We start from the raw sequence: 26,270 nt of genomic DNA, 5'->3' as shown, positions 1-26,270 counted from the left end.
AAAGGCAAGATCATGACCGACAGCAGCAGCGGCGTCGAAGAACCCACTGACGAAAAGGCAAGCGGAACTCCCGAGGAACCGGAACTCCGGGGCCGGTACGTCGAGGGAGACTACGGCAAGACGGGAACAGAGCCCGGTCGGCATTCCGACGACGAAGAAGGCCAATACAGCGAAGGCGACTACGGCGCAGCCGGCAGTCAAGGCGGCTTGCCCGAACCATTGGGCGGGAAAGCCAAGGAATCCGGGCGCCACGCAGAAGCCGACCTCGGCGACGCGGGAGCCGTTCCGGGACGCACGGCAGAGTCGGAAATCGGAAAGTACGCCGAAGGCGACTACGGCACGGACGGGGCAGTGGGACCGCTACGCGAAGCAGCCAATCCACCGGTGGCGGCGGATGAAGACGACGACGAATAGCCGGGTCGACGAATGACCGGGTCGATCACTTCGGCCGGACTGGGCCCCCTTCGGCCTTGGCCAGGATGAAGCTCAGATCCTCGGGGGAAAGGCTGGCTTGGCTGTGCCGGTCGGCATCCGGAGTGATGCCGGTTTCCTTATGGATTATTTCTGTGATGGTTCGCGGCAAGACCACGCATCCGGGATTGTCGGTTAGCCAATGCTGCGTTTCGGGGCTGAGCATGTCCCAGTGGTCCCTGATGTTCATCTCCATGGATGGCGCCTAACTGAGTGGGTGCAGGGATAAATGACGGGTGCAGAGAAGAATGCCGGCCGAGGCCGGTGCCGGGAACGTAATTAGGATACGCCGCGGCATAGGGGAAAGACAGGCCCGGACATGGCAACTCAAAGTGACGGTGTAGGCTTCCGTTCCAAACGGGGCCCGATACTCATAGCCCTCATGCTCTCGAGCGGCCTGGTCGCGATCGATGCCACCATCGTGGCCACCGCGGTGCCTTCGATCGTTCATGAAATCGGCGGGTTCGCCTCGTTCCCGTGGCTCTTCTCCGCCTACCTGCTCGCACAGGCCGTCTCGGTGCCGGTCTACGCGAAACTCTCCGACATGGCTGGCCGGAAGCCAATCATTCTCACCGGCATCGGACTCTTCCTTCTCGGATCCATCCTTTGCGGGCTTGCGTGGAGCATGCCTGCGCTCATCGCCTTCCGCGTGGTGCAGGGACTGGGTGCCGGCGCGGTCCTGCCAGTGGCCATTACCATCGCCGGCGATATCTACACCCTCGCCGAGCGCGCAAAGGTGCAAGGCTACCTCGCCAGTGTGTGGGCAACGTCGTCTGTTGTGGGCCCAACTCTGGGCGGGGTCTTCTCTTCGCTGGGAGTCTGGCGCGGAATCTTCCTCGTCAACATTCCGCTGTGCATCGTGGCGGCGTGGATGCTGGTTCAAAAGTTCCAAGAGAACATCGAACGGGTAAAGCACCGCGTCGATTATCTTGGAGCCGCCCTTCTCACGTTCACGTTGACCTTGAGCATCCTCGGTGCCTTGGAAGGCGGCCAGGCATGGGCCTGGGACTCTCCGATCAGCATCGCAGTATTCGCCATTGGCGCAGTTTTGCTTGTTGCCTTCGTCCGGGTCGAGCGACGGGCAGCTGAACCTGTCCTTCCGCCGTGGGTCGTTTCGAGGCGCCTCCTCGCGACGACCGCACTGATCTCCTTTGGAGCCGGAGCAGTCGTACTTGGCCTCACCTCGTACGTTCCCACCTTCCTTCAAGGGGCGCTTTCGGTGTCGCCATTGGCTGCGGGCCTGTCCCTGGCGGCCCTGACGATCGGCTGGCCGATCAGCGCCTCGCAGTCGGGCCGCTTCTACCTTAGGATCGGCTTTCGGGCAACAGCCTTGATCGGAATCACCGTTACCCTCATCGGCTCGGCGGCCCTCGCCGTGACGGCCTACACGCCGAACATCGTGCTCGTCGCAGGCAGTTGCTTCGTTGCCGGGCTAGGACTTGGGCTTCTGGCAACCCCGAGCCTGATCGCGGCCCAGTCCAGTGTCGAATGGCACGAACGAGGAGTCGTGACGGGCACCAACCTCTTCGCGCGATCCATTGGCAGTTCGCTTGGAGTAGCCGTTTTCGGTGCCGTGGCAAATGCGATCTACGCCGGCAGCCCCGGCGGCGCTAAGAATCCGCAATCGGTGGTATTCGCTTCTGCGGCGGTATTTCTCGCGGTGCTCGTGAGCGCCGCGCTCACCGTCGTCGCCGTCCTCGCGATGCCCGCAACACCTCTGGAGACTTCGGCTCCCCAGGGCAAGCGGCCAGCCCCGCGGCTCCAAAAAGTGCGGCGACCAAACGGACGGGACGGAGGCCCTTAGGCTCGCGTCCTCGGTCGGGCTAGTTGCCCGGGTCCTCCGGAGACTGATTGGCTTCGCGGCCACCCGTTCGGACCACTCGGATTTTCGTGGCCTGCGGCTCTGACTGTTCGGGGAGCTGGAGACGGATTTCGAGGACGCCGTCCTCGTACGTCGCGATAATGCCGTCCTGGCTCACTCCGCGGGGCAGCGGAATGCTGCGGGACCGTTCGCCGTAGCGGAGTTCCGTGCGGTAGCCCTTCTTGTCCACGCGTTCGGCATCCTCCTCGCGCCGCGCCTCGATATGCAGGGTGTCGTCGGCAATGCTGATGTCGACGTCGGTCTCGGGGTCGATTCCCGGCAGATCCACTCTGACGACCAGCGTGTCCCCCTCCTGGTATTGCTCGATGCGGAGCGAGGGGTCGGATTCGCCTTGAAGGAAGCGTCGGAGCGGCTCCGGTACTCCGAGTCCGCCGCGTCCGAATAGGTTGTCCATGATGACCTCCTGGTAGGTACCGGCTGCGGGTCAAGACAGATATGCCGGGATGAGAAGAAAGCTACGCCTAGCATGGTCCCGTGGATAGCCCCCGGATCTCTTCGGGGTTGGCGTCGACGACCGAATGGCGCAATCCTTGACCGGATGAACCTGCGGCGAGCATGCTGGTGCCTGTTCGCTTTGCTCATCCCAGGAAGGCCGATGACGATGTTCTCTTCCGGCTCCGCATTCTGTTCTTCCCGTTTTCGGCTGATTTGCGTGGCCGTGGCGGTTGCCGTGCTGATGGTGGGGGCGGTTCCGGCAGAGGCCGCAACCTCAGGACCTGGTAGCGACGTGTCCTGGCCCCAGTGCGGTAAGGCTTTACCAAAGGGCCAGACGTTCGCCATCGTGGGCGTGAACAACGGTTTGGCCAACACCACAAACCCCTGCCTCGCCAGCCAGCTGTCTTGGGCGGCCACATCGAGGGGCGGGACGGCCCAGCCGCTGGTCGCCCTTTACGCGAACACCGCCAACCCAGGTACAGCTGGGACTTGGTGGCCCAGCAGCAACACTTATGGCGGAACGACAGTGAGCAATCCGTACGGACAATGCACGAGCGGATCGGTTGATGCTGCTTGCTCGTACATGTACGGATATGCCAAGGCGTACGACGATGCGAACATCCGCGGGGTGAGCAACCCCGGCGCGTACACGTGGTGGCTTGATGTCGAGACGAGCAACAGCTGGTCCTCGGATCAGACCACCAATAGGGCAGATCTGGAGGGCATGGTGGCCTACTTCGCGAGCATCGGAGCCTCCACGGGACTCTATTCCACCGCTGCGCAGTGGAATCAAGTCGCGGGTATGGTGCCGTCGTCCAGCAGTTTGTACTCCCTGCACAGCTGGCTGCCAGGGGCGAATTCGCTGGCCGCCGCGAAACGAAAGTGCTCCAGCCTCCCGCTGACTGGTGGCGGCAAGGTCACCCTCGCCCAGTACGTCTCCGGCGGTTTCGACTACGACACTTCCTGCATCTAGTGCCTTTCGCGCCTCTCAGCTCTGATGGAAGTCCGGAGCCTTTGGTGCGTCGAGCATTCCCGCGATCTTCTCTTCCAAGGCCGCGATGGTCGCTTCGGGCAGGACAATCAGCCCATCCAATTCGCGCCGGGCACGCTTGTACGCCGTCTGCCGCTCTGCAGGCGTCGCCGCACTGTCAGAAGCGATCCTGAGCAGCTTCCTGGCGGTCGCCAGCCGCTGGCGCTCGGGCTCAGTGAAGTTGCCGTCCTTGATGCGTTTGGCTTCCCGCTCTGCCACGTCGAACGCCAGCTCGAAGCTGCGGACGGCCGTGCGATACTCGGCCAGCCGGGCCGCCGTCGTGATTTCTCCCGGAGTTGCCGGGCGCAAGCCGTCAGCCTCCCGTTTGGCCCGAAGAAACGCGACAGTGAGCGGTTCGCGGACATCCGACATGACCGGAAAATCGATGAGTTTTCCGACGTCGAGTTCGTATTCGAGCCATCGCCGGTTCACAGCGTCATGGGCCTCTTGCAGCCGCAGGACCTCGGACTGGCTGGCTTGCTCCGCTTCTGCCACGCGGTTCTTGAGCTGATAGAGCTCCACCCGACGGCGGTGCCGCCGTTCGCTGGCCCTGGACCAGGACCGCGCCCAACCGCCGGCCAATCCGCTCAGGGGAAAGATCAACCACCAGTTGTGGCTGACAAATTCGAGGAAGGGATTCACGGCTTCATCGTCCCACCGGCCCGGACGTGTCTCAAGAGGCCACGGCTGGCAGGGGCAGGAGGTTGCGCCGGGATGAGAGTTCTGGGGGCGGACAGTCGCCCGCGCCCATGGCATTTGGTGGCGGAGCGTGCCATCGTTGCAGCATGCAGACGGTATACGAGGCCGCGGGCGGCGCCGACTTTTTTATCGCGCTGGCGGATGCCTGGCATGCCAGGGTCATCCCGGACGACGTGGTCGGTCACGCGTTCAGCCATGGATTCCATCCTGAGCACACGCGGCGTCTGGCAGCTTATTGGGCGGAGGCGCTGGGGGACCCCGACGCATATACCGGCTCTTATGGTGACGAGACATCGGTTGTGCGGATGCACAGCGGGAACGGGCCGCATGAGGACATGGACCGCCGGGCGATCGCGTGCTTCGATCAGGCACTCGCGGATGTAGGCCTCACCGGAGGCGGCCTTCTCCGGGAAGTGCTGCACGACTACTTCGCCTGGGCGACAACCACCACTATGTCCAGGTACCACCGCTCGGCAAACGACGTCCCGGAGGGACTTCGCTTCCCGAAGTGGTCCTGGGACGGGCCCGTGAATGAGCAGCAGGCCTAGCCGACCTTCCGGAGCCAGTCCGTCAGGAGTGGCAAGACGACGGAGCTATGCATCGCTCCGATGTGGTCGAGGCCAGGAAGCACTTGGACATCCCACCCGGCTTCAATGAGGGCTTGCTTGTGTGTCGTCAGGGGCTCGCCGATCTTTACCTGGACGTTGCCCCACGCCGGTCCGTAATCGATCCGGTCGTCCGCCCCTGCGAACGCGAGGCGGGGCAAGCCCGGCGGAAGTTCGGCGGAGGAATCGTCGAAGCCTTGAAGGGCCTCGTAGAGGGTCACGAATTGACGGGTCTGGGCTTCGTTCGTTTGAACGGGCACCGAATCCCAGTCTCCAGGCTCAACGTCAGTGGTCGGCGAAGGAACCAGGTCGGCGGATTGTGTGGACATCGAATGTGCTGCCCGGGTCACCGCCAACATGCTCTCGTAAGGCCCATCCAAGGGTGGGAATCCGCCCATCACCAGTGCCCAAAGCCGGTCAGTGCGGATTGCGAGTTGCAGGCCGCAGAGTGCTAGCCAGGAGTAGCCGTAGTAGGCGAAGCTGCCGGCCTCAGCGGCGTCGGCGATGGCAAGGAGATCAGCCGTGACATTCCCTGGAGTAAGGGTGTCCGGTGCGGGGTGTGCCATCCGGTGGTTTTCATAATCGGCGACGACCACACGGTGGGATCGCGCGAGTCCGTTCACCAGCTTGGGTCCGAGATCCGGGTCAGCGCCCCAGCGGCGCATTGTTTCGGCTTCCTCCGGCGGATAGGGAGCGAAGCGGGCCGGGACAAGAAGGGCGCGTCCGTTTCCGTGGATGGTCATGGCAATCGTTGTACCGTCGTGGAGAACGGCCTCAGCGGTGTCAATCACGGCTTGCCCTCTCTCGCTGCGGCCCCTTGTGGTCAAGCTTGCCACTGTATTGCCGATAGCGCCCCTTGGAGTGGTCCCCGAACTCAAGGCTTTCCCCATCGACAGGCACCCTGCCCAGGAATAGCCTTAAGCCGTCCCATTGACCGACGAGGATGACGGAGAGGTATCCGAACATGGGAGCTACAGAAAACGCTGAATTGGTCCGGCGGGGATACGAGGCCTTTAACGCAGGCGATCTGGCGACACTCAGCGAGTTGTTCGCGGAAGACGCAGTCTGGTACGCAGCTGGAAATGGCGTACTGTCCGGCACGAAGCAAGGACGCGACGCGGTCCTGGCGTATTTCGGCGAGCTGGGAGCGCGTTCCCAAGGTACCTTCCAAGCGAAGGTCCAGGACATCATCGGCGGAGAAAACCACACCATCGGGCTCCAGCAAAGCCACGCCGAAAGTGACGGAAAAACCCTGGACATTGCAACTGCGATCTCCTTCGTTCTCCGCGACGGAAAGGTTGTAGAGGGTCGGGAGTTCTTCGAGGACACTGCCAAGGCAGACGAATTCTGGACCTGAATCTCGGATTCGGATCCCGCCCATGAAAACTCATTGACATCCCGGGTGGGGGGGTCTATTGCTTGGCATGTCCACACCCGTCCACACCAGCAAGGAGCAGATATGGAAGCCGCGCCCTACGGAGTCGTGCACTTCTTCCCAGCAGGCACGAAGGACCAATACGAGGCGTCAATTGCAGCGGTCCACCCAGGAGAGGGGTTACTGCCCGAAGGCCAGACTTTCCATGCCGCAGGCCCGTCGGCCGGCGGTTGGACGATCATGGCCGTCCACGAGTCGAAGGAAAGTTGGGAGAAATTCCGCGACGGCATTCTCATGCCCCGTATGCAGGCCGGCATCGAGGGCGGATTCGAGTCGCCCCCGGAGGAGACCGTCGTCGATCTCTACAAGGTCATGCCCTAACTATTCGAAAAGGCCGCCCCCAGGTGTCGGGGGCGGCCTCCCTCCGTCTATCTGCCGCGGAAGTGGAAAGGAAGCCGTCATGGCCTCCATAGTGAACTACTTCGAAATCGGTTCGCCCGATCCCGAGAGAGCGCAGGCCTTCTACGGCTCGCTCTTCGACTGGACTTTCGGTGAGTCCTCGCCTGCCAGCTACCAGATGCTGAATGGCGACAAGGGCGGGCTGTGGGACACGTCCTCGCTCGAGGGAACGTCGTGGGCGATCTTCTACGTGCAAGTCGACGATGTAAAAGCCGCGATCGCCAGGGCCGAGGCGCTCGGTGCGAGCGTCGCCATCCCGTTCGTCGACAACGGCGCGATCGAGTTCGCGCACCTCCTGGACCCGCAAGGCAACCGCTTCGGTGTGTGGCATCCCAAACAGCAGGGCTGAGGCGACGGGGATCATCCGCACGCTTGCGACATTCGATGAAAAGGACAAAGTGCATTGACACTCGATACATTGCCCGTGATCGATTTCTCCCGTCTGGACGCAGGCCCGGAAGAGGCCGCCCGGTTCCGTGACGAACTGCGCAATGCCATGCATGAGGTTGGCTTTCTCTACCTGGCCGGCCACGGCATCCCGCCGGAGTTAACGGACGCCATTCTCGACGTGTCGCGCCGCTTTTTCGAGCTGCCGGAAGAAGAAAAGCTCGCAATCGAGAATGTCCACAGCCCCCAGTTCCGCGGCTACACCCGCGTCGGCGGCGAGCTCACGGACGGCGGGATCGACTGGCGCGAGCAGATTGACATCGGCGTCGAGCGCGACGCAGTTGAGCCGGGCCAGGGTCTCGCGGAATATTGGCGCCTGGAGGGACCCAACCTGTGGCCGGCCGCGCTGCCGGAAATGCGGGAGATTGTCTCGGAATGGACCGAACGGCTGAGCACCATCTCCCTTGCCTTGTTGCGTGCCCTGGCAGTTTCCCTCGGAGCGCCCGAGGACACCTTTGATGCGGCATTCGCCGCACGGGCTTTCCCTGTCCTCAAGATTGTGAGATATCCGGGGGAGTCGAACCCGGAACCCAAGCAGGGCGTGGGGTCCCACCGTGACGGAGGAGTACTCACGCTCCTCCTGGTTGAGCCAGGAAAGGGCGGTCTCCAGGTCGAGTATCAAGGGAAGTGGATCGACGCTCCACAAGTGCCGGGAACTTTCGTGGTCAATATCGGCGAAATGCTGGAACTGGCCACCAACGGCTACCTCAAGGCGACCCTGCACCGGGTCATCTCACCGCTTCGAGGCACGGACCGGATTTCCCTTCCGTTCTTCTACAACCCTGCACTTGACGCGGCCATGCCGCAGCTTGCCGTGAGCCCGGAGTTCCAGGCAAAAGCCCGTGGCTTGTCAGTTGACCCGACGAACAGTCCGATTCTGGAAACCTACGGCGACAACGCCCTCCGTTACCGGCTTCGTGCCCACCCGAACGTCGTCGCGGAGCATCACGCCGACCTGCTGTGAGCCTGACAGCGCGGTGCCGGATAATGGGGGTCATGGATTTCGAATTGCTCACCATCCAGGACTGTCCCCATGGCACCGCGGCCCGGGAACTGTTCGCCCGGGCCGTTGAACTGGAAGGGAACGACCCGGCCTTGATTGCGGCCAGGGAGATCACGACCGACGAAGAGGCCGAAGCGTCCGGATTCCACGGGTCCCCGACATTCACGGTGGACGGAATTGACCTCTTCCCCTCTGCAGCAGAGCCGGCCATGACGTGTCGCGTCTACCGTACGGCCGGGGGCCTCTCCGGCCTGCCCAGCCTGGAATCGCTTCGACAGGCGATCCAAGCCAGGCTGGCCGCTTAACATCAGCCCGGTACTGGCGCCGCTGCAACCACCGGGTGGTCCCGGCCGAGGTTCCCCAGCGCCGATGCTCCTTGCGGGGATCCGAGCTCCTCGAAGAACCCGACGTTGGCCCGGACATAATCTGACCACTCATCCGGAACGTCGTCCGAGTAGTAGATCGCCTCGACCGGGCACACGGGATCGCAGGCGCCGCAGTCCACACATTCGGACGGGTGGATGTAGAGCGAGCGTTCGCCTTCGTAGATGCAGTCCACCGGGCATTCATCGATGCAGGCTTTGTCCTTGACGTCCACACAGGGCTGCGCGATCACGTAGGTCATGACGCGCTAAACACCCGTGTAAACGGTCTTGCCCCAAGTGAAGAAGTCCAGTGCGGACTTGCCCTGCTCGCGGAAGGTGTTCGTGGAGGAGTCCTTCACGCCACCGAACGGCACGTTCAAGTCCAGGCCAGCCGTGGGACGGTTGACCTTGATCACTCCGGCCTGCGCACGCGCGGCGAAGTCCGTGGCCAAGGCCAAAGAATCGGTGCAGATGCCTGCGGTGAGGCCGTAGCGGGAGTCGTTGATCGCGGCGAGGCCGGCCTCGTAATCGGGCACCTCCAGGACTGCGACCACCGGACCGAAGATTTCCTCCGTCACGGCGGCATCGTCAAGGGCAATGTCGGTGAGGACAGCGGCTGGGAAGAGCAGCGCACCGGACGGGTCGCCGTCGTACTCTCCGTGAAGGAGGGTGGCGCCGCGTTCGACGGCGGTGCGCACCGCGGCCTGGTCCTGTTCGAACTGCTGGCTGCTCACCACAGCGCCCATCTTGGCGCCGTCGAGCCCGTCACCGGCGGTGTAGCCCGCTGCCTCCACAACAAGGGCTTCGAGGAACGCGTCACGGATGCCGGGGGTGACGTAGACGCGCGACGTTGCAGTGCATGCCTGGCCCGTGAGTCCGAACGCGCCGGCTGCGACTACCGCGGCGGCCTTCTGCGGATCGGCGTCATCGAGCACCAGGACGCCGTTCTTGCCGCCCATTTCGAGCTGGACGCGGGCGCGGCGGGCATTCAGGATTTCCTGGAGTCCGAGCCCCACTTTGGTGGATCCGGTGAAGGACAGCCCTGCGATGCGGGGATCGCGTGCCAAAGCGTCTCCGACCACTCGGCCCTTGCCGTGGACCACGTTGAATACTCCGGCGGGAAGCCCGGCGTCCTGCAGGGCGCGGGCAAGGTGCGTCGCGGAGAGCGGGGTGAGTTCGGCCGGCTTGATGACCACGGCGTTACCGCTGATGAGTGCGGGGGCGGCCTTCCATGCCGGGATGGCGATGGGGAAGTTCCAGGGGGTGATGAGCCCGACGACGCCGAGCGGCTCGCGCCGGGTGGTGATGGTGGTGTCCGGGAGGCCGCTGGGAAGCACTTCGCCAGTGGCGGCCCAGCCGAGGGAGCCGAAGAAGCGCAGGACGTCCGAGGCGCGCTTGACCTCTCCCTTGGCTTCGGCGAGGGTTTTGCCTTCCTCGCGGACAAGGTCCTCGGCGATCGCGCTTTGGCGCTCAAGGAGCAGGTTGCCGGCGGTCATGAGGATGGCCCCGCGGGCAGGGGCGGGCAGGGCTGCCCAAGCCGGCTGGGCGGCGGCAGCGGCGGTGATGGCCGCGTCGACGTCATCGGCGGTGCCTCGCGGGGAGAGGGCAGCAAGTTCCTCCGGGCGGGCAGGGTTGATTCGCTGGATTTCGGGGTCTCCGATCCATTCGCCGTTGATCAGGTGCTGCGCTGCGGCAACATCCTTGCGGGTGGACGTTGCGGATTCGGTGGCGGTGGAAGTCATGGTAATCCTTTGGCTTAGCGGTTGGGATTGGGCATTAGGCTGTTCGGGCGGAGATCGGCGCCTAGAGGCTCCGGATCAGGCCTCCGTCACAGCGAAGCGCGACGCCGGTGATGTAGGAAGCCGGGGCACTGCAGAGGAACGCGCCGGCGGCACCGAACTCCTCCGGTTCGCCGTACCGTCGGGCTGGAATGGTCTTGCGGGATTCGAGTTGGATCTCCTCAGGCGTGGTGCCGCGGCGTTTGGCCGCCGCCCGGTCCAGTTCGGCGACGCGATCGGTGGCGATACGTCCGGGCAAGATCATGTTGACCGTGACGGCGTCGAGGGCCACTTCCGCCGCAAGTGTCTTGAGGTACCCGGCCAATGCTGCGCGGCCCGTGTTGGAGACGGCGAGGTTGGGCAGGGGTGCCACCACTCCGCTTGATCCGATGGCCAGGATCCGTCCCCAGCGCCGCTCCCGCATCCCCGGAAGGATCTTCGAGACAAGCGCGTGGTGGGGCTTCACGAGCAACTCGAACGCCGCCGCGATGTCGTCGGCGCCAAGGCTCGCGGCTGCCCCGGGCTTGGGGCCGGGGCCGTTGAGGACGAGGATGTCGATGGGACCGAGCAGTTCCACGGCGCGTTCGACGGCGGCGGTCACTCCGTCCGCGGTACTGAGGTCCGCTTCAACAGCCACGGCGCTGTGGCCGTCTGCCTCCAGCTCGGCTGCGATCTTCTCGGCCAGCTCGCCGCGGCGGCCGGTGATGGCAACCCGGGCGCCTTCGGCCGCGAGGCCGCGTGCGACAGCCAGTCCCAGCCCTCCCGTGGAGGCGGCGACGAATGCGGTCCTGCCACTGATTCCGAAGTCCATCAGAGCCTTCCTGCTGTGTGGGCGGTGGGGGTAAGCGAGAGATCCAAAGCACGGGCCGTTTCAGCCAGATGCGTCAGCATTCCGTTCCTGAGGACCTCAGGGAAAGGAGCCGCGGGCGGTCGGACGCCGGAGTCCTTGATGAAGCCCCGTTCACGGAAGCACTCCTTCCGGACCGCCAGGGCGATCCGGGCCTGCTGCTCGAAATTGATGAGTGGCATGTACGGGAGCAATGCGTCCCGGGCGGCGTCGTAGCCGCCCGACTGCCAGGCCCGGACGCAGGCCACGAGGGCTTCCGGGTAGGAGAACCCCGTCATGGCGCCGGCAGCGCCGGCTACCAGCTCGTCGAGGAGCCCCTGACCGCCCAGCCCGCCGAACACGGAGACCTCGACGGCGGCCGCCAGTTGGGCGATGGCCACACTGGTGGGCGGCGCCTCGGCCTTTACAGCGATAACGAACTTGCACGCCTGGACTACGTAAATGAGCGCTTCCGTGCTGATGCTGACACCGCTGGCCACCGGGTAGTCCTGCAGGACAACTTTGGCGCCGGTGGATTGGTGGATGGCGTTCAGGTGCGCGATGACCACCTCCGGCCGTGCCGAATTTGCCTGCACCATGACTGCCGCGATCCGGTCTCCCGCCACGGCCTGGGCAGCGCGGATTTCTTCGACAGCCGTGCCCGTGAAGAGCGAGGTCACACCGACCACGAGAGGCAATCGGGTTTCTTCGACGACAACTTCCAGCGCGAGGCTGCGCTCCGCTGCGGTCAGGGCGGCGGCCTCGCCGAAGACACCCAGGACGGTCAGCCCTGCGGCGCCGATGGATTCATAGTGCTCCACCAACTGGGCCAGGCTGTCGGTGTCCAGATCGAGGGTGCTGCCCTGGAATGGCGTGGCGACGACGCCCCACACTCCGGGTGCTAGTGCTTCCCGCATTGGAATGTCCTTCCGTGCGTGCTGAAGTTCGGTGTCTTGCATCTGTTCGTGCTGCATTCAGCGGCCCGGCCACACAGGCGGGCGCTTTTCCTGGAAGGCGCGTACGCCTTCGGCGGAGTCTTCGCTGTCGAGGGCGGCCATGAGGGCCGGCAGCCTGAGGCCGCGGGCTTCCGCGGCACTCAAGTGGCTCGTTCTGCTGACCATTTGCTTGACGGCCCGGACGGAGCTCGGCGCGCAGGCGAGGACCTGGTCCACCCAGCGCTGCACCGCGGCGTCGAGCTCCCCAGCGGGAACAACTTCGTTGACGAGGCCCATCGACTGCATCTCTGCAGCCTCGGCCTTCCGGCCGGTGAGGAGCAGGCCCATCGCTTGCGTGTAGGGGACGCGGCGCACCAACTGGTGGATGCCGCCGTCGAGCGCCAGGCGCCCGACCCGCGGTTCGGTGAGGCCGAAGCGGGCCGTGTCCGCGGCAACGACGATGTCGGCGCCGAGCACGATCTCCATGCCGCCGCCAAGCGCATAGCCGTTCACCCGGGCAATGACCGGAATGTCCAGGCTCGTCCGCAGGCTCAGTCCGCCGAAACCGTTGGGGTCAAGCTCCGCCCAGTACTGCAGGCCGGTCTTGTCCACGGCGGAGGCGGACATGTCAGCACCGACGCAGAACGCCCGCGTGCCGGCACCGGTGATGACGACGGCGCGCACGTCAGGATCGGCTTCGATCTGGTTCCAGATGTCATTGAGCCTGGCCTGGGCAGTCCCGTCCACCGCGTTGAGCACGTGCTGGCGGTCGATCACCACAGTGGCCACGTGGTTTTCGATGGTCAGCGTGACCTCGTCAACTGCGTTGGGAACTGAGATTGCCTTCTCATCCATCGAAGCAGTCACCGGAGAACTCCCAATTTCTGCAGGCGCTCGATGGTTTCAGCGTCGAAGCCGTTCTCCAGGAGGACCTCGACGTTGTGCTCGCCGAGCCGCGGCGCTACGCGCCGGATGGAAGGCGGCGTCGCAGACAAGCGAATCGGGGCATTGAGCATCTTCACGGTGCCGACGCCCGGGTGCTCGGCCTCGACGATCATGCCGTTGGCCTCGGTCTGGGCATCGGCGAGGGCCTGTTCCAGGGTGTGGACGGGGGCGTTGAGCAGGCCTTGGCTTTCCAGCTGGTTGGTCCAGTACTCGGTGGTGTTCGTGGCGATGCGTTCCCGGAAGATCGCCTGCAGGGCCGGCTTGTGCTTGAACTGCTGCTCCAGGTTGGCGAACTCCGGCCTTTGGGTGAGGTCTTCGTCCAGGCCCAGCGCTTCGGAAATCCGCGCGAGTGGATCGGGGGTGAAGCCGCCGACCATGCAGACGGCGCCGTCGGTGGTTTCAAAGACGCCGCTCAGTGGCATGGCGCCCCAGTTGACTTCGTAGCCGCGGTTGAGCTGCATGCAGGCCTCCTGCATCTGCAAGTGCAGCATGGAGTCGTACATTGTCACCTCGACCTTTTGCCCGACGCCGGACCTCTCCCGGGTGCGCAACGCCAGCAGGATGCCCTGCATGAGGTGCATGCCCGTGATGTAGTCGCACAGCGTGGTGGGGTAGATGGCCGGCTTCACGTCGTCCGACTCGCGCCGCCACATCACGCCTGAGTATGCCTGTGCGATCGCGTCCTGGCCGCCCTTGTGGGAGTACGGCCCAACCGGGCCGAAGCCAGTGCCGGAGGCCCAGATGATGCCCGGGTTCGCGGCTTTCAGTTCCTCATAGCCGAAGCCCATCCGCTCCATCACGCCGGAACGGAAGTTGCTGACGACGACGTCGGCGTCGGCCATGACCCGGCGGAGGACGGCCTTGCCCTCGTCGGTGCGGGTGTCCACGGAAACGCTTCGCTTGTTCCGGTTGATGGACAGGAAAATGGGGTTGTCCTGGCCGTCCTTGTCGGGGAACGAGTTGCGCGAGATGTCGCCGGCGCCCGGACGTTCCACCTTGATGATGTCCGCGCCGTAGTCGCCCAGCAGCTGGGTGCAGGACGGTCCCATGAACACCTGGGTGAAGTCCACGATCTTGATTCCGTCGAGGGGGAGCGGGATGCCGTTGGGCTTGGCAGCGGCGCCGGGCACCGCCGTCGTGGTTTCCTCAAACTCATCGAGAAGGGTGTCGGTGCTCATGCCCCCACCGCCGCTTCGCTGTCAAGGGTAGCGTTCGACGACGGGACGTCGCCAGGGTCCGCACCGTGCCGGCGCATGCCCTGCTGGATGTCCAGGGCGGAAACCTCGCGGACGAGGGTGCCGTTTTCGACCGCCAGCGCCGCGGCGACGCCGACTGCCTGGCCCATGGCCATGCAGGGCGGGATCTCGCGGGACATCTTCTGCGCTTCCGGGGTGGCCGAGTAGTGGCGGCCGGCGACGAGCAGCTGGTCCACTTCCTTGGGAAGCAGAGAGCGGTACGGGTAGTAGTAATCGCGGCCGCGGGCCACGGTGTCCGCAAAGTGGCGGCGGGAGGTGACGTCGTCCTTCGTCATGACGTATTCGCCCTCGAGCAGGCGGGTTTGCCTTACGCCCATTTGGGAGGCGACGTCGAGCATGTAGCAGTTCTCAAAGCCCGGCAGATGGGCGCGGACGTACTCAACGGCCTCGGTGATCCGGTCCCGTGCGGCGAACTCGGCGGCGGTCATGTCCGCCGGGTCCACGCCGTCGTATCCGGTCATGTGGGGAGCGTTGCACCAGACGACGCCGTCGATCGGTGTCTTGAGCCACCACAGTTCCCAGGCGCCGCCGAGGAGGCGCTTGATGGTGCGGTTGATGGCGCGGGCTTCCTTCGGGTTGGCCTGCTCGAAAGCCTCTGCGGCGGCGGTGTCAACGTTGCCCAGGCGGAAAACGAGCGTGGTTAGGTAGCTGTCCTTGATGTGGCTCGCGCCGGCACGGGAGGCGACGTCGATGTCTCCGGTCGTGTCGATGACGATGTCCGCCATGAACGCCTGCGGGCCGGACTTGGTCTCGCAAATGACACCCTTGATGACGCCGTTGTCCACGATCGGGCGGGAGAACCACGAGTGGAGGCGGAGGTTGACCCCCGCTTCGCGGACGAGGTCGTTGGAGACCCGCTTCCAGCCGTCGGGGTCGAAGGCTGCGGCGTAGCAAATCGGCTTGGGGTTGGTGTGAGAGTGGAAGTCGAAGGTGCCGTAGCGGCCCCACTTGTTCCAGAGTTCCTCGGAGGTCTTGCGGTCATCGGCAGGCGGAACGATGGCCAGGCCGAGCTTCTCGAGGCGTTCCACGTACTCCGAAACGATGCCGGTGACCGTGATTTCCTGGCCGTTGATCATGTCGTCGAGCACCAGGACCATGCCTCCGGAGGCAAGCCCGCCGAGCGAGGAGTAGCGCTCCAGGAGCGTCACGGATGCGCCGGAACGTGCTGCGGTGACCGCGGCGGCCACGCCGGCGGGCCCACCGCCGACCACGAGAACAGCGGAGCGGGAGATGACGGGCGCGGTGAGATCCGCCGTCGTCGTACTGAGTTCCAGTGACGATGTGCTGGCAAAGGAGTTCATGGAGGAGGATCCTTACTTCCCGGCGGGCATGCCGTTGGAACGGTTGCCGGGGTCTAGACGAGGTGCCCAGGAGGAGTTCGCGGCGATGCACGCAGCGAACCAGGCCCGGGCGGAGGGCATGACGAGTAGAGGTCCCGCGGGACCTGGACACGGAAATAGAGATGTTTGCGAACGGACGTCCAAGGGTCCGTGCGTGTGTGGGAGCAGGCGGCGGCTAGCGCCGGGTGATCACCACACGTGAGGGGCGTTGACCCATATTGCTACGCATACCTCTTCGTAGCTGTTTTTGTACCAATGAGGCGTATCCGACGAGAAAGTGATCGAATCGCCCGCCTCAAGCGTGTAGCACTGGCCGTCCAGGAAGATGTCTTTCCTTCCCGAGAGGATGATGCCGAATTCCTCGCCGCTATGGCGGAAAGGAGTGGCGCTGGTGTCGTGGCCTGGCGGGCTCACGATCCATTGGGCCTCCAAGGCGCCGTTGAGGTCCGGGGTCAGGAGCTCGTAGACTGCCTCTCCCACGGACTTCTTGGTAACGCCTTTGAGGTTTCGCCGTTCGGCCTTGCGGACAACCGGCGATCTGGTCTCTTCCTGACCGATGAAGAATTTCCCGACGGGAATGTCCAGACCGTGAGCCAGCTGTGCCAAGGTGGTGAATGACGGATTGGCCAGCCCACGTTCGATCTGGCTGACGATCGCCGGGCTGAGACCGGTGATTTCCGAGAGTTTGGACAGGGTCATCCCCTTGTCCTTGCGCATCGTGCGGACCTTGTTGCCGACAGTTGCCAGAAGCGCGCTCGTGCCGGCCGGTGAGGATGCCGTGATGATCTCGTTGGTCATGATCCAGCTTTCTCTCGGTGAGCTGACTCACATAACTATAGTGAAAAATTTTAGCGAATCAATGGTTTGGTGAAGATTTTTTCGGCGCGGGCTATTTATCAAAAAGCATTGACCTGGTGAATATCTTCAATATAGTTAAGTGAGTCGCATCACGTGGGGAAGTTTGCAACACGATCAGAGACGCGGGCGCTTCAGCCTTCCGGCGGAAGGCCCAGCCCAGCCCCACGTCCCCCTCGTGTTTCCCATACTGATCCTGCGGCATCCAAGCAAGCCATCCACGTTCCCTTTACCGGACTGGATGTCCCCGTTTGCTTCAAAGCGCTACGAAGAGGCACGCGTAGCTATCTGGGCTAACTCGCTTCCCATGAGGTGAGCTGGTTCGGCAGCCCTGCCGGACCAAGCCAAAATGATAGTTTCGATCACCGTCCATACCCTCCTGGATGTCAACGGTGATCCGTACCCTCACGCACCGCGAAGGTGCGGAGGAAGGAAAGAATCATGACTGACACTGTCGTCAAGAATGGCCCGGAGAGCGCCCGGAAATCCCGGCTCTCTCCGGAAATCCGCCGTGGGCTGCTGGGCCTCGGACTCGGGAACACCCTTGAGTGGTATGACTGGATGGTCTTCGGACTCCTGTCGGCCTTCATCGGGCCAAAGTTCTTCCCCTCGCAGGATCCCACCGCCGCAACCCTTAACGCCCTGGCGGTCTTCGCCGTCGGCTTCGCGTTCCGTCCGCTCGGCGGCGTCCTGCTCGGTACTTTCGCCGACAGAATAGGCCGTCGAAAAGTGATGCTCTGGTCCATCATGATGATGGCAGTCACCACGCTGATCATCGCCCTGTGTCCGACGTACCAGCAGATCGGCGGCGCTGCCGGCGTCATCCTCCTGATTTGCCGCATCGTGCAGGGCATCTCCACCGGTGTTGAAGCTCCGCTCTCCACCGCACACGCCGTCGAACTGGTTCCCGTGGGACGCGAAGGGTTCGTCGCAGGCATTATTTCGTTCTTCGTCAACTCAGGCATTCTCCTTGCCTCGCTGGTCAGCTACCTGTGCAGCCTGATGCTGAGCGGGGCCGTCATGGCCGACTGGGGTTGGCGCGTTCCCTTCATCGTGGGCGCAATCTTCGGCTTCATTGTGGTCTACCTTCGCCGGACCCTTCCGGAAACCATGCGGCCCGAGGAGCTTGCAGAGAACTCCTCGAAAGCCGTTTGGGGCGGGGTGCGCAAGCACTGGCTGAGCGTGCTGGCCATCACCTTCGTCGTCGGAGCGGCGCAAGCCTACAACTACGCCTGGAACACGGGACTGCCCACCGCGGCCCGCAGCGGCTTCAAAGAAGACGCCACCGCCGTCTTCGCCCTCACCACCATTCTTGGCGTGGTGCTGGTAGTCGGCAGCCTGGTGGTCGGCAAGTTCGCCGATGGGAAGTCCATTTCCAAGTGGTTCCTGATCACCCGCGCGCTGTCCATTCCTTCGGTCTTCCTGATGCTCATGTACGTCCGTCCGGGCATCGGCGGATTCGCCGCAGTCCTCCTGGGCGGCTCGGTTGTCCTGGTGCTGAACATGACCCTGTACAACGTCGTCACGAGTTCCCTGATGCCCAAGTCCTGCCGCGGCGCCGGAACTTCCCTTGGTTATGGAATTGGCGTCGCCATCTTCGGCGGCACGGCCTCTTACCTCCTGGTCTGGCTCCAGTCCATGAATGCATCGTGGATCTTCCCGGTTTACGTCGCCGTCCTGTCCGTGTTGAGCATTGTGTTCTACGTCCTCGCCCGGCGGAAGAATGGCATCTTCATTGGAAGCTAGGAATGTGATCTCGTTCGACCTCAGCCAGTCCGATGTGGAGCTCTACACCGCGGCACGTCAGCTGCTTCTCACCGCCCACCACGGCGAGAACCACCGGGTGGCCGCGGCCATGCGGGGCGAGTCAGGGGCGATCTACCTGGGCCTTCACATCGGCTCGAAACGAATCAACGTGTGTGCCGAATCCAGCGCCCTCGCCAATGCCCGCATTGCGCAGGAAGCCTCCATCCGGTCATCTGTCGCAGTGAGCATGGACGAATACGGCGAACCCCAGGTCACCAATCCTTGCGGCGTTTGCCGGGAGCTGCTGCGGAACTATGGGGCCGAGGCAACTGTCCTGGTTGATGCCGGGGGAGAGGTTGGAAGCGTCGGCTTGGAGGAACTCCTGCCGTATCCCTGGATGCGGGCCACCGAGACCGAATGGACCACCCAACCGCCGGAAGCCATGAACTCGTACTGAATGCAATGGAAATGGCCGGGACTCATGGAGTTCCGGCCATTTCTGCAGTTCCGTGCTATTCGACCCGTGCTATTCGACCAGGTTCTATTTGACCAGGTTCAGCCAACGCTTGGACGTCAGCGCTTTGTGGGTGCGCCTACGGACGATAGAGGTTCGGCCCAGCCAATTCCGGACCCGGGGCTGCCCCTCTTCGGCCGGGGCAGGGGAGGAGGCTTCCGGTGCCGCCCCCGATGCGGCCGGCTGGCTCGGACACAGGTCCGTGATCAGTCCCATTCCCGCACATGCCCGCACTTCGCGGATTCCCACCACTGCGGCGCGTTTGGTCTCAAAATCCTTCGAGACCGCCATGACGGTCCCATCCGCTGCCTTCAGCCGGAACCTGTAGCGTTCCCGGGCATCGACAAACAGTTCAAACTTCCCAGCCATTCGCTGACCTCCCCAATAGACACATATGGTCGTCCTCTAATGGACCGTACCCGGCGGTCACCAAAAAACAAAGCACCCTTAGTGTTTTAGCGATATGCCGCTCGGATACCGGATCCGCGGCGCGTGGTTGCCGGATGAGGTGCTGACGTGTAGCTTTGGCGATGCAAAGTAACCTTAGTAATACCCGCCACCGCCGGGTCCGCGGTTCAGCAGGAGGTACAGCAGTGGGAATCGGATCATCCATCTTCCTTATCGCGATAGGCGCCATCCTGGCCTTCGCCATCCCCGGAGATGTCGTGTCTTTCATCGACCTCCATATGGTCGGCTACATCCTGATGGTCGTTGGCGTCATCGGCTTGCTCGTTTCCCTTTTCGTGTTCGGCCCGCGCCGGACCCGCCGAATCAGCGAAAGCCGCGCCACAGTTGACCCGGTCACGGGGGACCGAATCGTGACCCGGGACACCCGCGACGGCGGAATCTAGCAACAGCAGGAACGAAGGGGAGGGTCGGCGTGCCGACCCTCCCCTTTTCGATGCACCTGGACGGTAGTCAAACGGGTCGTTGCCGTCCGGGCTGCAGTTGCCCGCAGGAGCTCCGCGAGTTTAAGTACGACCCGCAAAGCCAGCTTTCGTCAGCTCAGCGCCGGTTCCTAACCGCCACTTCCCTTGCCGTTGCTCTTGTGATGTCCCGGTGCCGGTGCCACCGGAACAGGCGCGGCCGGCGTGGATGGCTCAATGCTGGGTGAGGGCGTTGGCGTAGGGGTGTTGGGCGTGGGCGTTGCCGAGACGGACGGGTCCGGGGCTGCGGGAGCAGGAGGCTGGAAGGCGCTCACGCCAACGATCACCAGGGCGGCGGTCAGAAGTGCGGCGCCGACAGCCCACGCCGATCTGCGCGCGCGGCTTACGGGCTTCCCTCGCCCCGCCGTTGCCTCGGGCTGCACCCGCATCTGCATGGTTTCCTTGGCTGTGCGGGGCGGGCGGTCGGGCATGCGGGGAAGGGTGTGCGTGGCTCCGTTGGCGCCAACGGGCGTCGCCGCAGGGACGCCGGAACTGACGGCGCCCCGAAGTGCTTGCTCAACCTCCAGTGCGCCGGGCCGTACGGAAGGCTCAGTCGATGTCATGGCGGTGAGGAGGTCAACCCAGCGCGCCCCCAGGGCCTCCGGTACACGGGGTGGGCGGTGGAGCCTCGCAACGGCCGACTCCACGCTGGTTCCCGGGTATTCGAGCTTTCCGGTCAGGCATTCGAGGAGGAGGAGTCCGAGGGAGTAGAGATCGCTTGACGGTCCGAGGACAGAGCCGGTGGCCTGTTCCGGGCTCAGGTAGGCAGCGGTTCCCACCATCGTGCCTGTTGCGGTCAGGCGCGTTCCCTCGATGATCCGGGCGATCCCGAAGTCTGTGAGCTTGGGCCGGATGGGGGATCCTACGGGGGCATCAGGCAGGAGGACATTCGCGGGTTTGATATCGCGGTGGATGATCCCGCGCCCATGGACGTAGTCCAGGGCCGAAGCCAGATCCGCTCCTATATGGGCCACGTCCTGGGTCGACAGCGGTCGGCCCCGCAATCTGGCATACAGGTCCGGACCGTGAATCAGTTCCATGGCAAGGAATGTCCGGGCATGCTCCGGGTCCCGATCGTCGGTACCGGCGTCGAAGAGAGTGACGAGTGAGGGATGATTGAATGTCGCCAGGAGCCGCATCTCGTTTTCCTGCCGGGCAAGCTCGTCCGGCCCGCCGAGCAGGGGAGAAAAGAGCTTCAGCGCCACGTCGCGGCCTAGCCTCTCATCTTGCGCCCGGTACACCGACGCGGTGGCGCCGCGGCCGATCAAGGTTCCCAGCCTGTACCGACCAGCTACAAGGGCATCGCTGTCTCCAGCAATAGGGCCATCAGGCACGGTTTCACCTCGCTTTCTTCGAACCGACGGAGCCCGTACAGTCTAGGCCCGCTTGCCGGGCCATGGACATTCGTCCCCTCGGGGGTAATCGTCAGGCTCTAGGGGAAGGTTACGGTTAGGCCGAAAGTCGCCGGGCGAGATGAACGGTGGGTGAACAAAGGCTGGAACTCCCGTCCGAAGGGCTGATATCCAGCCTCATCTGTGCCTACGTTGGCTGCGGGAGTTCCGATACCGGAACGCGCGGTAAGGCAACCGCAACCCAGTCCGTGAAATATCCAATGAGCAATCAAGAAGAGAATTCCGGAGGTCTCCAATGCCTATTCTGACCAGCCTCGCAGCCAGTAAAACCGTGATCACGATGATCACAGCGGGTGCCATCGCAGCAGGAGGCGGCGCCGCCGCCTTTACCAGCATCACCACTACCGAAGCGCCGGCCCCAGTGTCCACCGCATCGGCTGACGCGCCGTCGTCGGCTCCTCGGGTATTCTCCCCGCCGTCGTCGGTTTCCCCGACGACGGCGGTGTCCCCTGTAAAGGCTCCTGAGACGGAGTCCCCGGCCCCCTCGCCGTCGGCTCCCGCCGCCGAGGATCCAGCTGAGGATGCGCCCGGGGCCCCGGCGCCGGCCCCGACTCCGAGTTCACCGGCCCCGGCTCCTCCCAAGGCTTCACCTTCGTCCGATGTGCCGGCGGTTCAGGCCGCCGATCGCGACGACGACGGTGTGAACGAAGCCAAGGACGAAGTCGCCGGACGCAGTAGGACGGACCACGAGTCCAAGGTCGAGGACCACCATAAGCCGGACCGCGCCCACGCCGAGGGCAACTCGGACGTCGGCAAGCGCTAGGCTTCCCGGCCAGAAGGCCAGCTCCAGAGCGCGCATCCCGTAGCGGGAGGGTCGATTCGGCCTTCCCGCTACTTTCCTGTCCTGCCCTGCCCGCCCTGCCTCTCCGCAGCGCGGGCCAGCTCGAGCGTCTTCGAGATGACTGCCACGCGCTGCTCCACTGTTGCGTGCGGAGGGGCGGCAACCTTGATTCCCCGAAAATCTTCGCCGCTCGCCGGACCCGCAGCGCGCAGGCATTCCTCCATGCGGTCCACCGTCAAGAGGGACCCCGACTCGAGGACATCCAGGTCCCCCGGCGATTCGACGTCCGGACGGGCGCACAGCGAGGTTGGAGGCGCAGGAGGCACGTGCACATCGCCCCACGCAGCGCCGTACCGGGTATCAACCCCTGCGCAGCCCGAGAGCACAAACCCTCCGAGCAGGTCACTCCCGCGCAGGAAGTTGATCTGCTCCAGAGCGGCATCCGGGCTGCGTTGCTCAATCACTGAACGCCCCCAATTGACGGCAATGCCCATGGGCCGGCCACTTGACTCGTTCACCCGGTGCACTGTTTCCGCTTCAACGTGGAGCGGGAGAAATCCCTTGGAAGGCACTTGGCCGGGGACAAACGCATCACAGTGCTCAAGCACAATCTGCGTACCGTTCCACTGCCAGTCAGAAATTTCCTTCAGCGAATCGGCCAAGGCGGACGCAGAAGCCCGCTGTCCATCTGCCCAAGGCGCTGAATGGATCTCAACGGCAACAACCGCGGCTCGCGCAAGGCTTTCGTTGAGTCTCTCGGCGGCGTTCAGCGCCTCTCGAATGAAGTCGATTGCCGCCTTGCGCCCGGCACTGGATGTTGAAGCCAAGCCGAAGCCGGGGTCTGACCCAAGGCGTGCCATTGTCCCCGGAATGGTGGTCACGATGAAGTCTGCTTGCTCGGGCAACTGCCGCAAGAACCAGGATTCGTCGTCCTTGTGCAGCTTCCCCGCGAAGGGGACTTCGAGGCCGGCAACGCCGTCCAGTTCCAGGACAGACTTGAGGAAGCTGCCTTCAGCCGACGGATCCCAACCGCTCAAGCTTGGTGCTGCCGCATAGGCCCCTATGAAGAATTTGCTCATCGACTGACCGGTTCGTGGTTCCCGAGGAGTGGCAGTTCATCGCGCCGGGGGAGTCCCTCCCAGTCGCCGGGGACGAGGCACACAAAAGCACCCGTGCTGACTGCTGTCTGAAGACGCTCCTCAGCCTCCAAGCCTCCGACGAATTCGGCCAGGTAGCCCGCGACGAACGCGTCTCCGGCACCCACGGTATCAAGGGCATCGATGACCAGTGCGCCCTGCCTGAAAACCTCGCCGTCGACAAATGCCAAAGCGCCGTCTGCACCCAACTTGATAACCACTTGGCTGGGACCCAGGGCCGCGATGCGCCTGGCGGCCTCTTCGGCGTCGCGGACTGTCCCGACCGCGAGTTCGGCCTCTTCGAGACCGGCGAAAACGATGTCGACGTCCGGGATAATCTCGCGATAGGCACTCCCGGCGGCCTCGGCGCTCCAGAGCTTACTGCGGTAATTCAGGTCGAAAGAGACCGGAACACCGGATGATTTGGCTGCGGCGATAGCGTACTGAAGGGTGGAAGCGGCTTGCGGAGAAAGCGCCGGGGTGATTCCGCTGACGTGGAGCAGGGCGGCCCCGGCAATCAGCCGTTCGTCGATGTCGTCGGGGACCATCCGTGAGCCTGCACTGCCGGAACGGTAATACGCAACTTTCTGGGCTGTGGGGGTCCGACGTTCCTTGATCATCAGACCCGTGGGCGCGTCGTCGTCGACTATTGCGCGGACATCCACGCCCTCAGCGCGGATCTCCCGCGCTACAAGCTGGCCGAGGGAATCCGCGCCGATCCGGCCGCACCAGACGGCTTGGACACCCAAACGTTGCAGGCCGATGGCAACATTGGACTCAGACCCTCCGATGCCGAGGCTCATGGTGGACGCATGGGCAAGCGGGCCGGCCTTGTCCGAAGCCATGAGCGCCATGGTTTCGCCAAGGGTGACGACATATGTTCCGTGACTCATAGGGATTCACGTGCCTCATCAACGAAGTTTCGGACCCGCCGGGCCCGTGCGGTCAGTTCAGTCAGGCTCCCGCCTTTGAAGGCGTCACCGAGGAGCGGTCCTCCGAGACTGACTGCCAATGCTCCTGCGCGAATCCATGCAGGTACGTCTTCGATATTGACGCCGCCGGAAGGGACCACCTGGATGTCGGGGAAGGGGCCGCGGAGTTGCGATATGTAGCCGGGCCCGACCGTGGAGGCGGGGAAGACCTTGACGGCCGTGGCGCCCAGCTTCCAACCGGTGTGGAGCTCGGTGGGTGTGAGCCCACCAGGAAAGACGGGCACGCCGCGTCGGGTGCAGGCGGTGATGACGTCCGGTTCGGTGATGGGCGTAACGACGTACGCGGCGCCCAGGTCGAGTGCCGTTTCGGCCTCGGCAGCCGTCGTCACCGTGCCGACGCCGATTTCCACGGATTCGCCGAACCGCTCCAGCAGGAGGGGAAGCTCCTCGAATACTCCCGGGGTGCTTAGCGTCAGCTCGATACTGAGCACCCCGCCGTCCCGGAGGGCTTCGATGACGGGGCTATAGTCCTTGGCGTGCCTAGCCCGCAGCACTGCAACGACCCTGGAGTCGCGGAGGATTGCGGACGGGGCTGGACGGGAGGCAGTGCCCGGGTTCTCGAGGCTGAGCATTGGATGTCCTTCGTATCTTGGTTGGCTGGCGGGCGTTCCCGACGGCGGCACGCGCCGCCGTCGGGAAGCCTGGGTGCTATTGGACGTGTTGCGCTTCGGAGGTCACCGGGGCAACCCCGCTTTTGCCGTGTGCGGCGTCCTCAGGGTCCGTCAAATCGCGGTTGAGCGTTTCCGGTGACATGCGGGTGGCGATGAAGCTGATGAGCATGGTCACCGACATGTAGATCGCCACAGGAATCCATGAGTTGCTGAACATGCCCAGCAGCGCCGCGCAGATCATGGGAGCGATGCCTCCGCCGATGATGGACGAGAATTCGCGGCCCAAGGTGACACCCGCGTAGCGGTAACGGCTGCCGAAGATCTCAGGGAAGTAGCTCATGTGCACGCCCACGACGCCTTGGCATGCCAGGACGAAGCCGACCACGATTACCAACACGATGGCTACCGGCGAGCCCGTGGTCAGCAGCAGGAACGCAGGGGCGGGGAAGAGGATGAGGGCGCCGGTGATGAGTGAGACGACGCGTCGGCGTCCGATCTTGTCGGAAAGGATTCCGAACGACACAGCCGCGACGCCGCCACAGAGCGAGCCGATGAGGAGCACCGGGGGAATGAACTTCGGGTCCGTTCCGATCACGGTGATGAGGTACGAGGCCATGAACACCTGGATGGTGTAGGACTGGGTGCTGACGCCGAGGTTCATCAGGATGACGCGCAGGACGTTGGCCTTGCCGTACTTGGCAACTTCCCGCAGGGGTGCCGGGGGTTCCGTGCGGGCCTGCTTGATCTCTTCGAAGACGGGTGATTCGTCAAGCTTCCGCCGGATGACCAGCGCGGCGATGGTGACGAAGATACTGGAGAGGAAGACGAGCCTCCAGCCCCATGTGAGCATGTCGTTGGGTGCAAGCGACTGGGCCGCGATCCACACGAGTGCTCCGAGTGCCGTTCCGGCGGCGGCGCCGACCATGATGAGGGAGGCCAGTTTGCCTCGGGTTCCAGGCGCGGCAGATTCGGTGAGCAGTGTTGCGCCGCCCGATTGCTCCGCTCCGGCGCCGAAGCCCTGCGCCGCGCGGCAGACACACAGCAGGATCGGGGCAAGGAGTCCTACCTGGCCAAAGGTCGGCAGAAGCCCGATCGCCAGGGTCGCCCCACCCATGAGAAGCAGAGTGACCACCAGGACCCACTTGCGGCCGAGGCGGTCACCGAAGTGGGAGAAGAAAATCCCTCCGAGGGGCCGGAACAGGAACCCGACGGCGAAGGTGCTGAAACTGGCCAGCAGCGCCGCCGCGGGGGAAATGTTGGGGAAGAAGAGCTTGCTGAAGACGAGTGCCGACGCAGTGCCGTAGATGACGAAATCGTACAGTTCAAGCGTGGTGCCGATGAGTCCGGCGACGGCGGCCTTCCGGACCTTGCTTTGGTCCACCGGCGTGGGCGGGAGGTTTGCTGCTGTGGTCATTTCCATACTCCTTTGAATGGATGTCCGCTGGC

Annotated in this window: 31 protein-coding genes; 13 read left to right on the top strand and 18 right to left on the bottom strand. The window is 64.0% G+C overall.

Translation table 11 applies throughout. The features are described 5' to 3' along the window. Positions 1-12 precede the first annotated feature (12 nt). Entirely contained in the window at positions 13-414 is a 402-nt protein-coding gene (locus AB4074_RS15810; protein ID WP_441414230.1) for a hypothetical protein, read from the top strand. 25 nt (positions 415-439) lie between these two features. Here AB4074_RS15810 and AB4074_RS15805 read toward each other — a convergent pair whose 3' ends face one another. Further along, entirely contained in the window at positions 440-667 is a 228-nt protein-coding gene (locus AB4074_RS15805; RefSeq protein WP_441414229.1) for a hypothetical protein, read from the bottom strand. A gap of 123 nt (positions 668-790) precedes the next feature. Between AB4074_RS15805 and AB4074_RS15800 the strand changes: the two genes are divergently transcribed. Beyond that, positions 791-2,275 (top strand): MFS transporter, encoded by a 1,485-nt coding sequence (locus tag AB4074_RS15800; RefSeq protein ID WP_441414228.1) that lies wholly within the window; start codon positions 791-793, stop codon positions 2,273-2,275. 19 nt (positions 2,276-2,294) lie between these two features. Here the strand turns inward: AB4074_RS15800 and AB4074_RS15795 are convergent, their stop codons facing one another. Continuing rightward, entirely contained in the window at positions 2,295-2,747 is a 453-nt protein-coding gene (locus AB4074_RS15795) for an Hsp20/alpha crystallin family protein (protein WP_441414227.1), read from the bottom strand. Between the two features lie 201 nt (positions 2,748-2,948). Between AB4074_RS15795 and AB4074_RS15790 the strand changes: the two genes are divergently transcribed. Beyond that, positions 2,949-3,761: a hypothetical protein gene (locus AB4074_RS15790; protein WP_441414226.1), complete on the top strand. Its 813-nt coding sequence runs from the start codon at positions 2,949-2,951 to the stop codon at positions 3,759-3,761. Between the two features lie 15 nt (positions 3,762-3,776). On the opposite strand, the gene AB4074_RS15785 is transcribed toward AB4074_RS15790, so the two are convergent. After that, entirely contained in the window at positions 3,777-4,460 is a 684-nt protein-coding gene (locus AB4074_RS15785; protein WP_441414225.1) for a hypothetical protein, read from the bottom strand. A 143-nt stretch (positions 4,461-4,603) separates the two neighbouring features. Between AB4074_RS15785 and AB4074_RS15780 the strand changes: the two genes are divergently transcribed. Continuing rightward, positions 4,604-5,065 carry a group II truncated hemoglobin gene (locus AB4074_RS15780; protein WP_441414224.1) on the top strand — a complete coding sequence of 154 codons (462 nt, stop codon included), beginning with the start codon at positions 4,604-4,606 and terminating at the stop codon, positions 5,063-5,065. On the opposite strand, the gene AB4074_RS15775 is transcribed toward AB4074_RS15780, so the two are convergent. After that, positions 5,062-5,913, bottom strand: a complete 852-nt coding sequence (locus AB4074_RS15775; RefSeq protein ID WP_441414223.1) for an alpha/beta hydrolase — start codon at positions 5,911-5,913, stop codon at positions 5,062-5,064. The two genes, AB4074_RS15780 and AB4074_RS15775, sit on opposite strands and share 4 nt — an antisense overlap. 173 nt (positions 5,914-6,086) lie before the next feature. Between AB4074_RS15775 and AB4074_RS15770 the strand changes: the two genes are divergently transcribed. From AB4074_RS15770 to AB4074_RS15750, 5 genes are all read left to right on the top strand, one after another. Continuing rightward, a complete protein-coding gene (locus tag AB4074_RS15770; protein WP_441414222.1) occupies positions 6,087-6,479 on the top strand; it encodes a nuclear transport factor 2 family protein in 393 nt (130 codons plus the stop codon). Between the two features lie 102 nt (positions 6,480-6,581). Further along, positions 6,582-6,878 (top strand): hypothetical protein, encoded by a 297-nt coding sequence (locus AB4074_RS15765; RefSeq protein WP_441414221.1) that lies wholly within the window; start codon positions 6,582-6,584, stop codon positions 6,876-6,878. 79 nt (positions 6,879-6,957) lie between these two features. After that, on the top strand, positions 6,958-7,305 hold the full coding sequence (locus tag AB4074_RS15760; RefSeq protein ID WP_441414220.1) for a VOC family protein: 348 nt from the start codon (positions 6,958-6,960) through the stop codon (positions 7,303-7,305). 54 nt (positions 7,306-7,359) lie between these two features. Further along, positions 7,360-8,367 carry an isopenicillin N synthase family dioxygenase gene (locus AB4074_RS15755; protein WP_441414219.1) on the top strand — a complete coding sequence of 336 codons (1,008 nt, stop codon included), beginning with the start codon at positions 7,360-7,362 and terminating at the stop codon, positions 8,365-8,367. A 32-nt stretch (positions 8,368-8,399) separates the two neighbouring features. Further along, positions 8,400-8,711, top strand: coding sequence for a hypothetical protein (locus AB4074_RS15750; RefSeq protein ID WP_441414218.1), 312 nt, complete (start codon positions 8,400-8,402; stop codon positions 8,709-8,711). Positions 8,712-8,713: 2 nt separating this feature from the next. Here the strand turns inward: AB4074_RS15750 and fdxA are convergent, their stop codons facing one another. The 8 genes from fdxA to AB4074_RS15710 form a co-directional block, all read right to left on the bottom strand. Continuing rightward, positions 8,714-9,031, bottom strand: coding sequence for a ferredoxin (fdxA, locus tag AB4074_RS15745; protein ID WP_441414217.1), 318 nt, complete (start codon positions 9,029-9,031; stop codon positions 8,714-8,716). A gap of 6 nt (positions 9,032-9,037) precedes the next feature. After that, positions 9,038-10,513, bottom strand: a complete 1,476-nt coding sequence (locus tag AB4074_RS15740) for an aldehyde dehydrogenase family protein (protein WP_441414216.1) — start codon at positions 10,511-10,513, stop codon at positions 9,038-9,040. A 61-nt stretch (positions 10,514-10,574) separates the two neighbouring features. Further along, positions 10,575-11,360: an SDR family oxidoreductase gene (locus AB4074_RS15735; protein ID WP_441414215.1), complete on the bottom strand. Its 786-nt coding sequence runs from the start codon at positions 11,358-11,360 to the stop codon at positions 10,575-10,577. After that, the gene (locus tag AB4074_RS15730) at positions 11,360-12,292 is read right to left on the bottom strand and encodes a dihydrodipicolinate synthase family protein (protein ID WP_441414214.1); all 933 of its coding nucleotides are present in this window, start codon (positions 12,290-12,292) and stop codon (positions 11,360-11,362) included. Before AB4074_RS15730 ends, AB4074_RS15735 begins: the two co-directional genes overlap by 1 nt. A 57-nt stretch (positions 12,293-12,349) precedes the next feature. Next, entirely contained in the window at positions 12,350-13,165 is an 816-nt protein-coding gene (locus AB4074_RS15725; RefSeq protein WP_441414251.1) for an enoyl-CoA hydratase-related protein, read from the bottom strand. Between the two features lie 8 nt (positions 13,166-13,173). Continuing rightward, the gene (locus tag AB4074_RS15720) at positions 13,174-14,433 is read right to left on the bottom strand and encodes a CaiB/BaiF CoA transferase family protein (RefSeq protein WP_441414213.1); all 1,260 of its coding nucleotides are present in this window, start codon (positions 14,431-14,433) and stop codon (positions 13,174-13,176) included. Next, entirely contained in the window at positions 14,430-15,812 is a 1,383-nt protein-coding gene (locus AB4074_RS15715) for an FAD-dependent oxidoreductase (RefSeq protein WP_441414212.1), read from the bottom strand. Before AB4074_RS15715 ends, AB4074_RS15720 begins: the two co-directional genes overlap by 4 nt. Before the next feature lie 228 nt (positions 15,813-16,040). Further along, the gene (locus AB4074_RS15710) at positions 16,041-16,649 is read right to left on the bottom strand and encodes a helix-turn-helix domain-containing protein (protein WP_236810629.1); all 609 of its coding nucleotides are present in this window, start codon (positions 16,647-16,649) and stop codon (positions 16,041-16,043) included. A gap of 498 nt (positions 16,650-17,147) precedes the next feature. Here AB4074_RS15710 and AB4074_RS15705 point away from each other — a divergent pair, with 498 nt between their 5' ends. Together AB4074_RS15705 and AB4074_RS15700 are read left to right on the top strand one after the other, a co-directional pair. Continuing rightward, positions 17,148-18,452, top strand: coding sequence for an MFS transporter (locus AB4074_RS15705; RefSeq protein WP_441414211.1), 1,305 nt, complete (start codon positions 17,148-17,150; stop codon positions 18,450-18,452). 4 nt (positions 18,453-18,456) lie between these two features. After that, positions 18,457-18,909 carry a hypothetical protein gene (locus tag AB4074_RS15700; RefSeq protein ID WP_441414210.1) on the top strand — a complete coding sequence of 151 codons (453 nt, stop codon included), beginning with the start codon at positions 18,457-18,459 and terminating at the stop codon, positions 18,907-18,909. 84 nt (positions 18,910-18,993) lie between these two features. Here AB4074_RS15700 and AB4074_RS15695 read toward each other — a convergent pair whose 3' ends face one another. Continuing rightward, on the bottom strand, positions 18,994-19,335 hold the full coding sequence (locus tag AB4074_RS15695) for a YegP family protein (protein ID WP_441414209.1): 342 nt from the start codon (positions 19,333-19,335) through the stop codon (positions 18,994-18,996). A gap of 224 nt (positions 19,336-19,559) precedes the next feature. Here AB4074_RS15695 and AB4074_RS15690 point away from each other — a divergent pair, with 224 nt between their 5' ends. Then, positions 19,560-19,817 carry a DUF6458 family protein gene (locus AB4074_RS15690; protein ID WP_415984111.1) on the top strand — a complete coding sequence of 86 codons (258 nt, stop codon included), beginning with the start codon at positions 19,560-19,562 and terminating at the stop codon, positions 19,815-19,817. Positions 19,818-19,984: 167 nt separating this feature from the next. Here AB4074_RS15690 and AB4074_RS15685 read toward each other — a convergent pair whose 3' ends face one another. Continuing rightward, positions 19,985-21,226, bottom strand: a complete 1,242-nt coding sequence (locus AB4074_RS15685) for a serine/threonine-protein kinase (RefSeq protein WP_441414208.1) — start codon at positions 21,224-21,226, stop codon at positions 19,985-19,987. Positions 21,227-21,539: 313 nt separating this feature from the next. Between AB4074_RS15685 and AB4074_RS15680 the strand changes: the two genes are divergently transcribed. After that, positions 21,540-22,067, top strand: a complete 528-nt coding sequence (locus AB4074_RS15680) for a hypothetical protein (protein ID WP_441414207.1) — start codon at positions 21,540-21,542, stop codon at positions 22,065-22,067. Between the two features lie 68 nt (positions 22,068-22,135). Here the strand turns inward: AB4074_RS15680 and AB4074_RS15675 are convergent, their stop codons facing one another. The 4 genes from AB4074_RS15675 to AB4074_RS15660 form a co-directional block, all read right to left on the bottom strand. Further along, complete coding sequence (locus AB4074_RS15675) at positions 22,136-23,164, bottom strand: DUF4862 family protein (protein WP_441414206.1); 1,029 nt, start codon at positions 23,162-23,164, stop codon at positions 22,136-22,138. Continuing rightward, on the bottom strand, positions 23,161-24,114 hold the full coding sequence (locus AB4074_RS15670; RefSeq protein ID WP_441414205.1) for a sugar kinase: 954 nt from the start codon (positions 24,112-24,114) through the stop codon (positions 23,161-23,163). The genes AB4074_RS15675 and AB4074_RS15670 overlap by 4 nt, the downstream gene beginning before the upstream one ends. Beyond that, the gene (locus AB4074_RS15665; RefSeq protein ID WP_441414204.1) at positions 24,111-24,785 is read right to left on the bottom strand and encodes a bifunctional 4-hydroxy-2-oxoglutarate aldolase/2-dehydro-3-deoxy-phosphogluconate aldolase; all 675 of its coding nucleotides are present in this window, start codon (positions 24,783-24,785) and stop codon (positions 24,111-24,113) included. The genes AB4074_RS15670 and AB4074_RS15665 overlap by 4 nt, the downstream gene beginning before the upstream one ends. Positions 24,786-24,861: 76 nt before the next feature. Next, positions 24,862-26,238 carry an MFS transporter gene (locus tag AB4074_RS15660; RefSeq protein WP_441414203.1) on the bottom strand — a complete coding sequence of 459 codons (1,377 nt, stop codon included), beginning with the start codon at positions 26,236-26,238 and terminating at the stop codon, positions 24,862-24,864. Positions 26,239-26,270: the final 32 nt, after the last annotated feature.

The organism is Arthrobacter sp. 2MCAF14 (genome assembly GCF_052115645.1).
Classification (GTDB): Bacteria; Actinomycetota; Actinomycetes; order Actinomycetales; family Micrococcaceae; genus Arthrobacter.
Note: the sequence above shows the minus strand (reverse complement) of the source record. Positions and strands in the feature narration are given on the sequence as shown.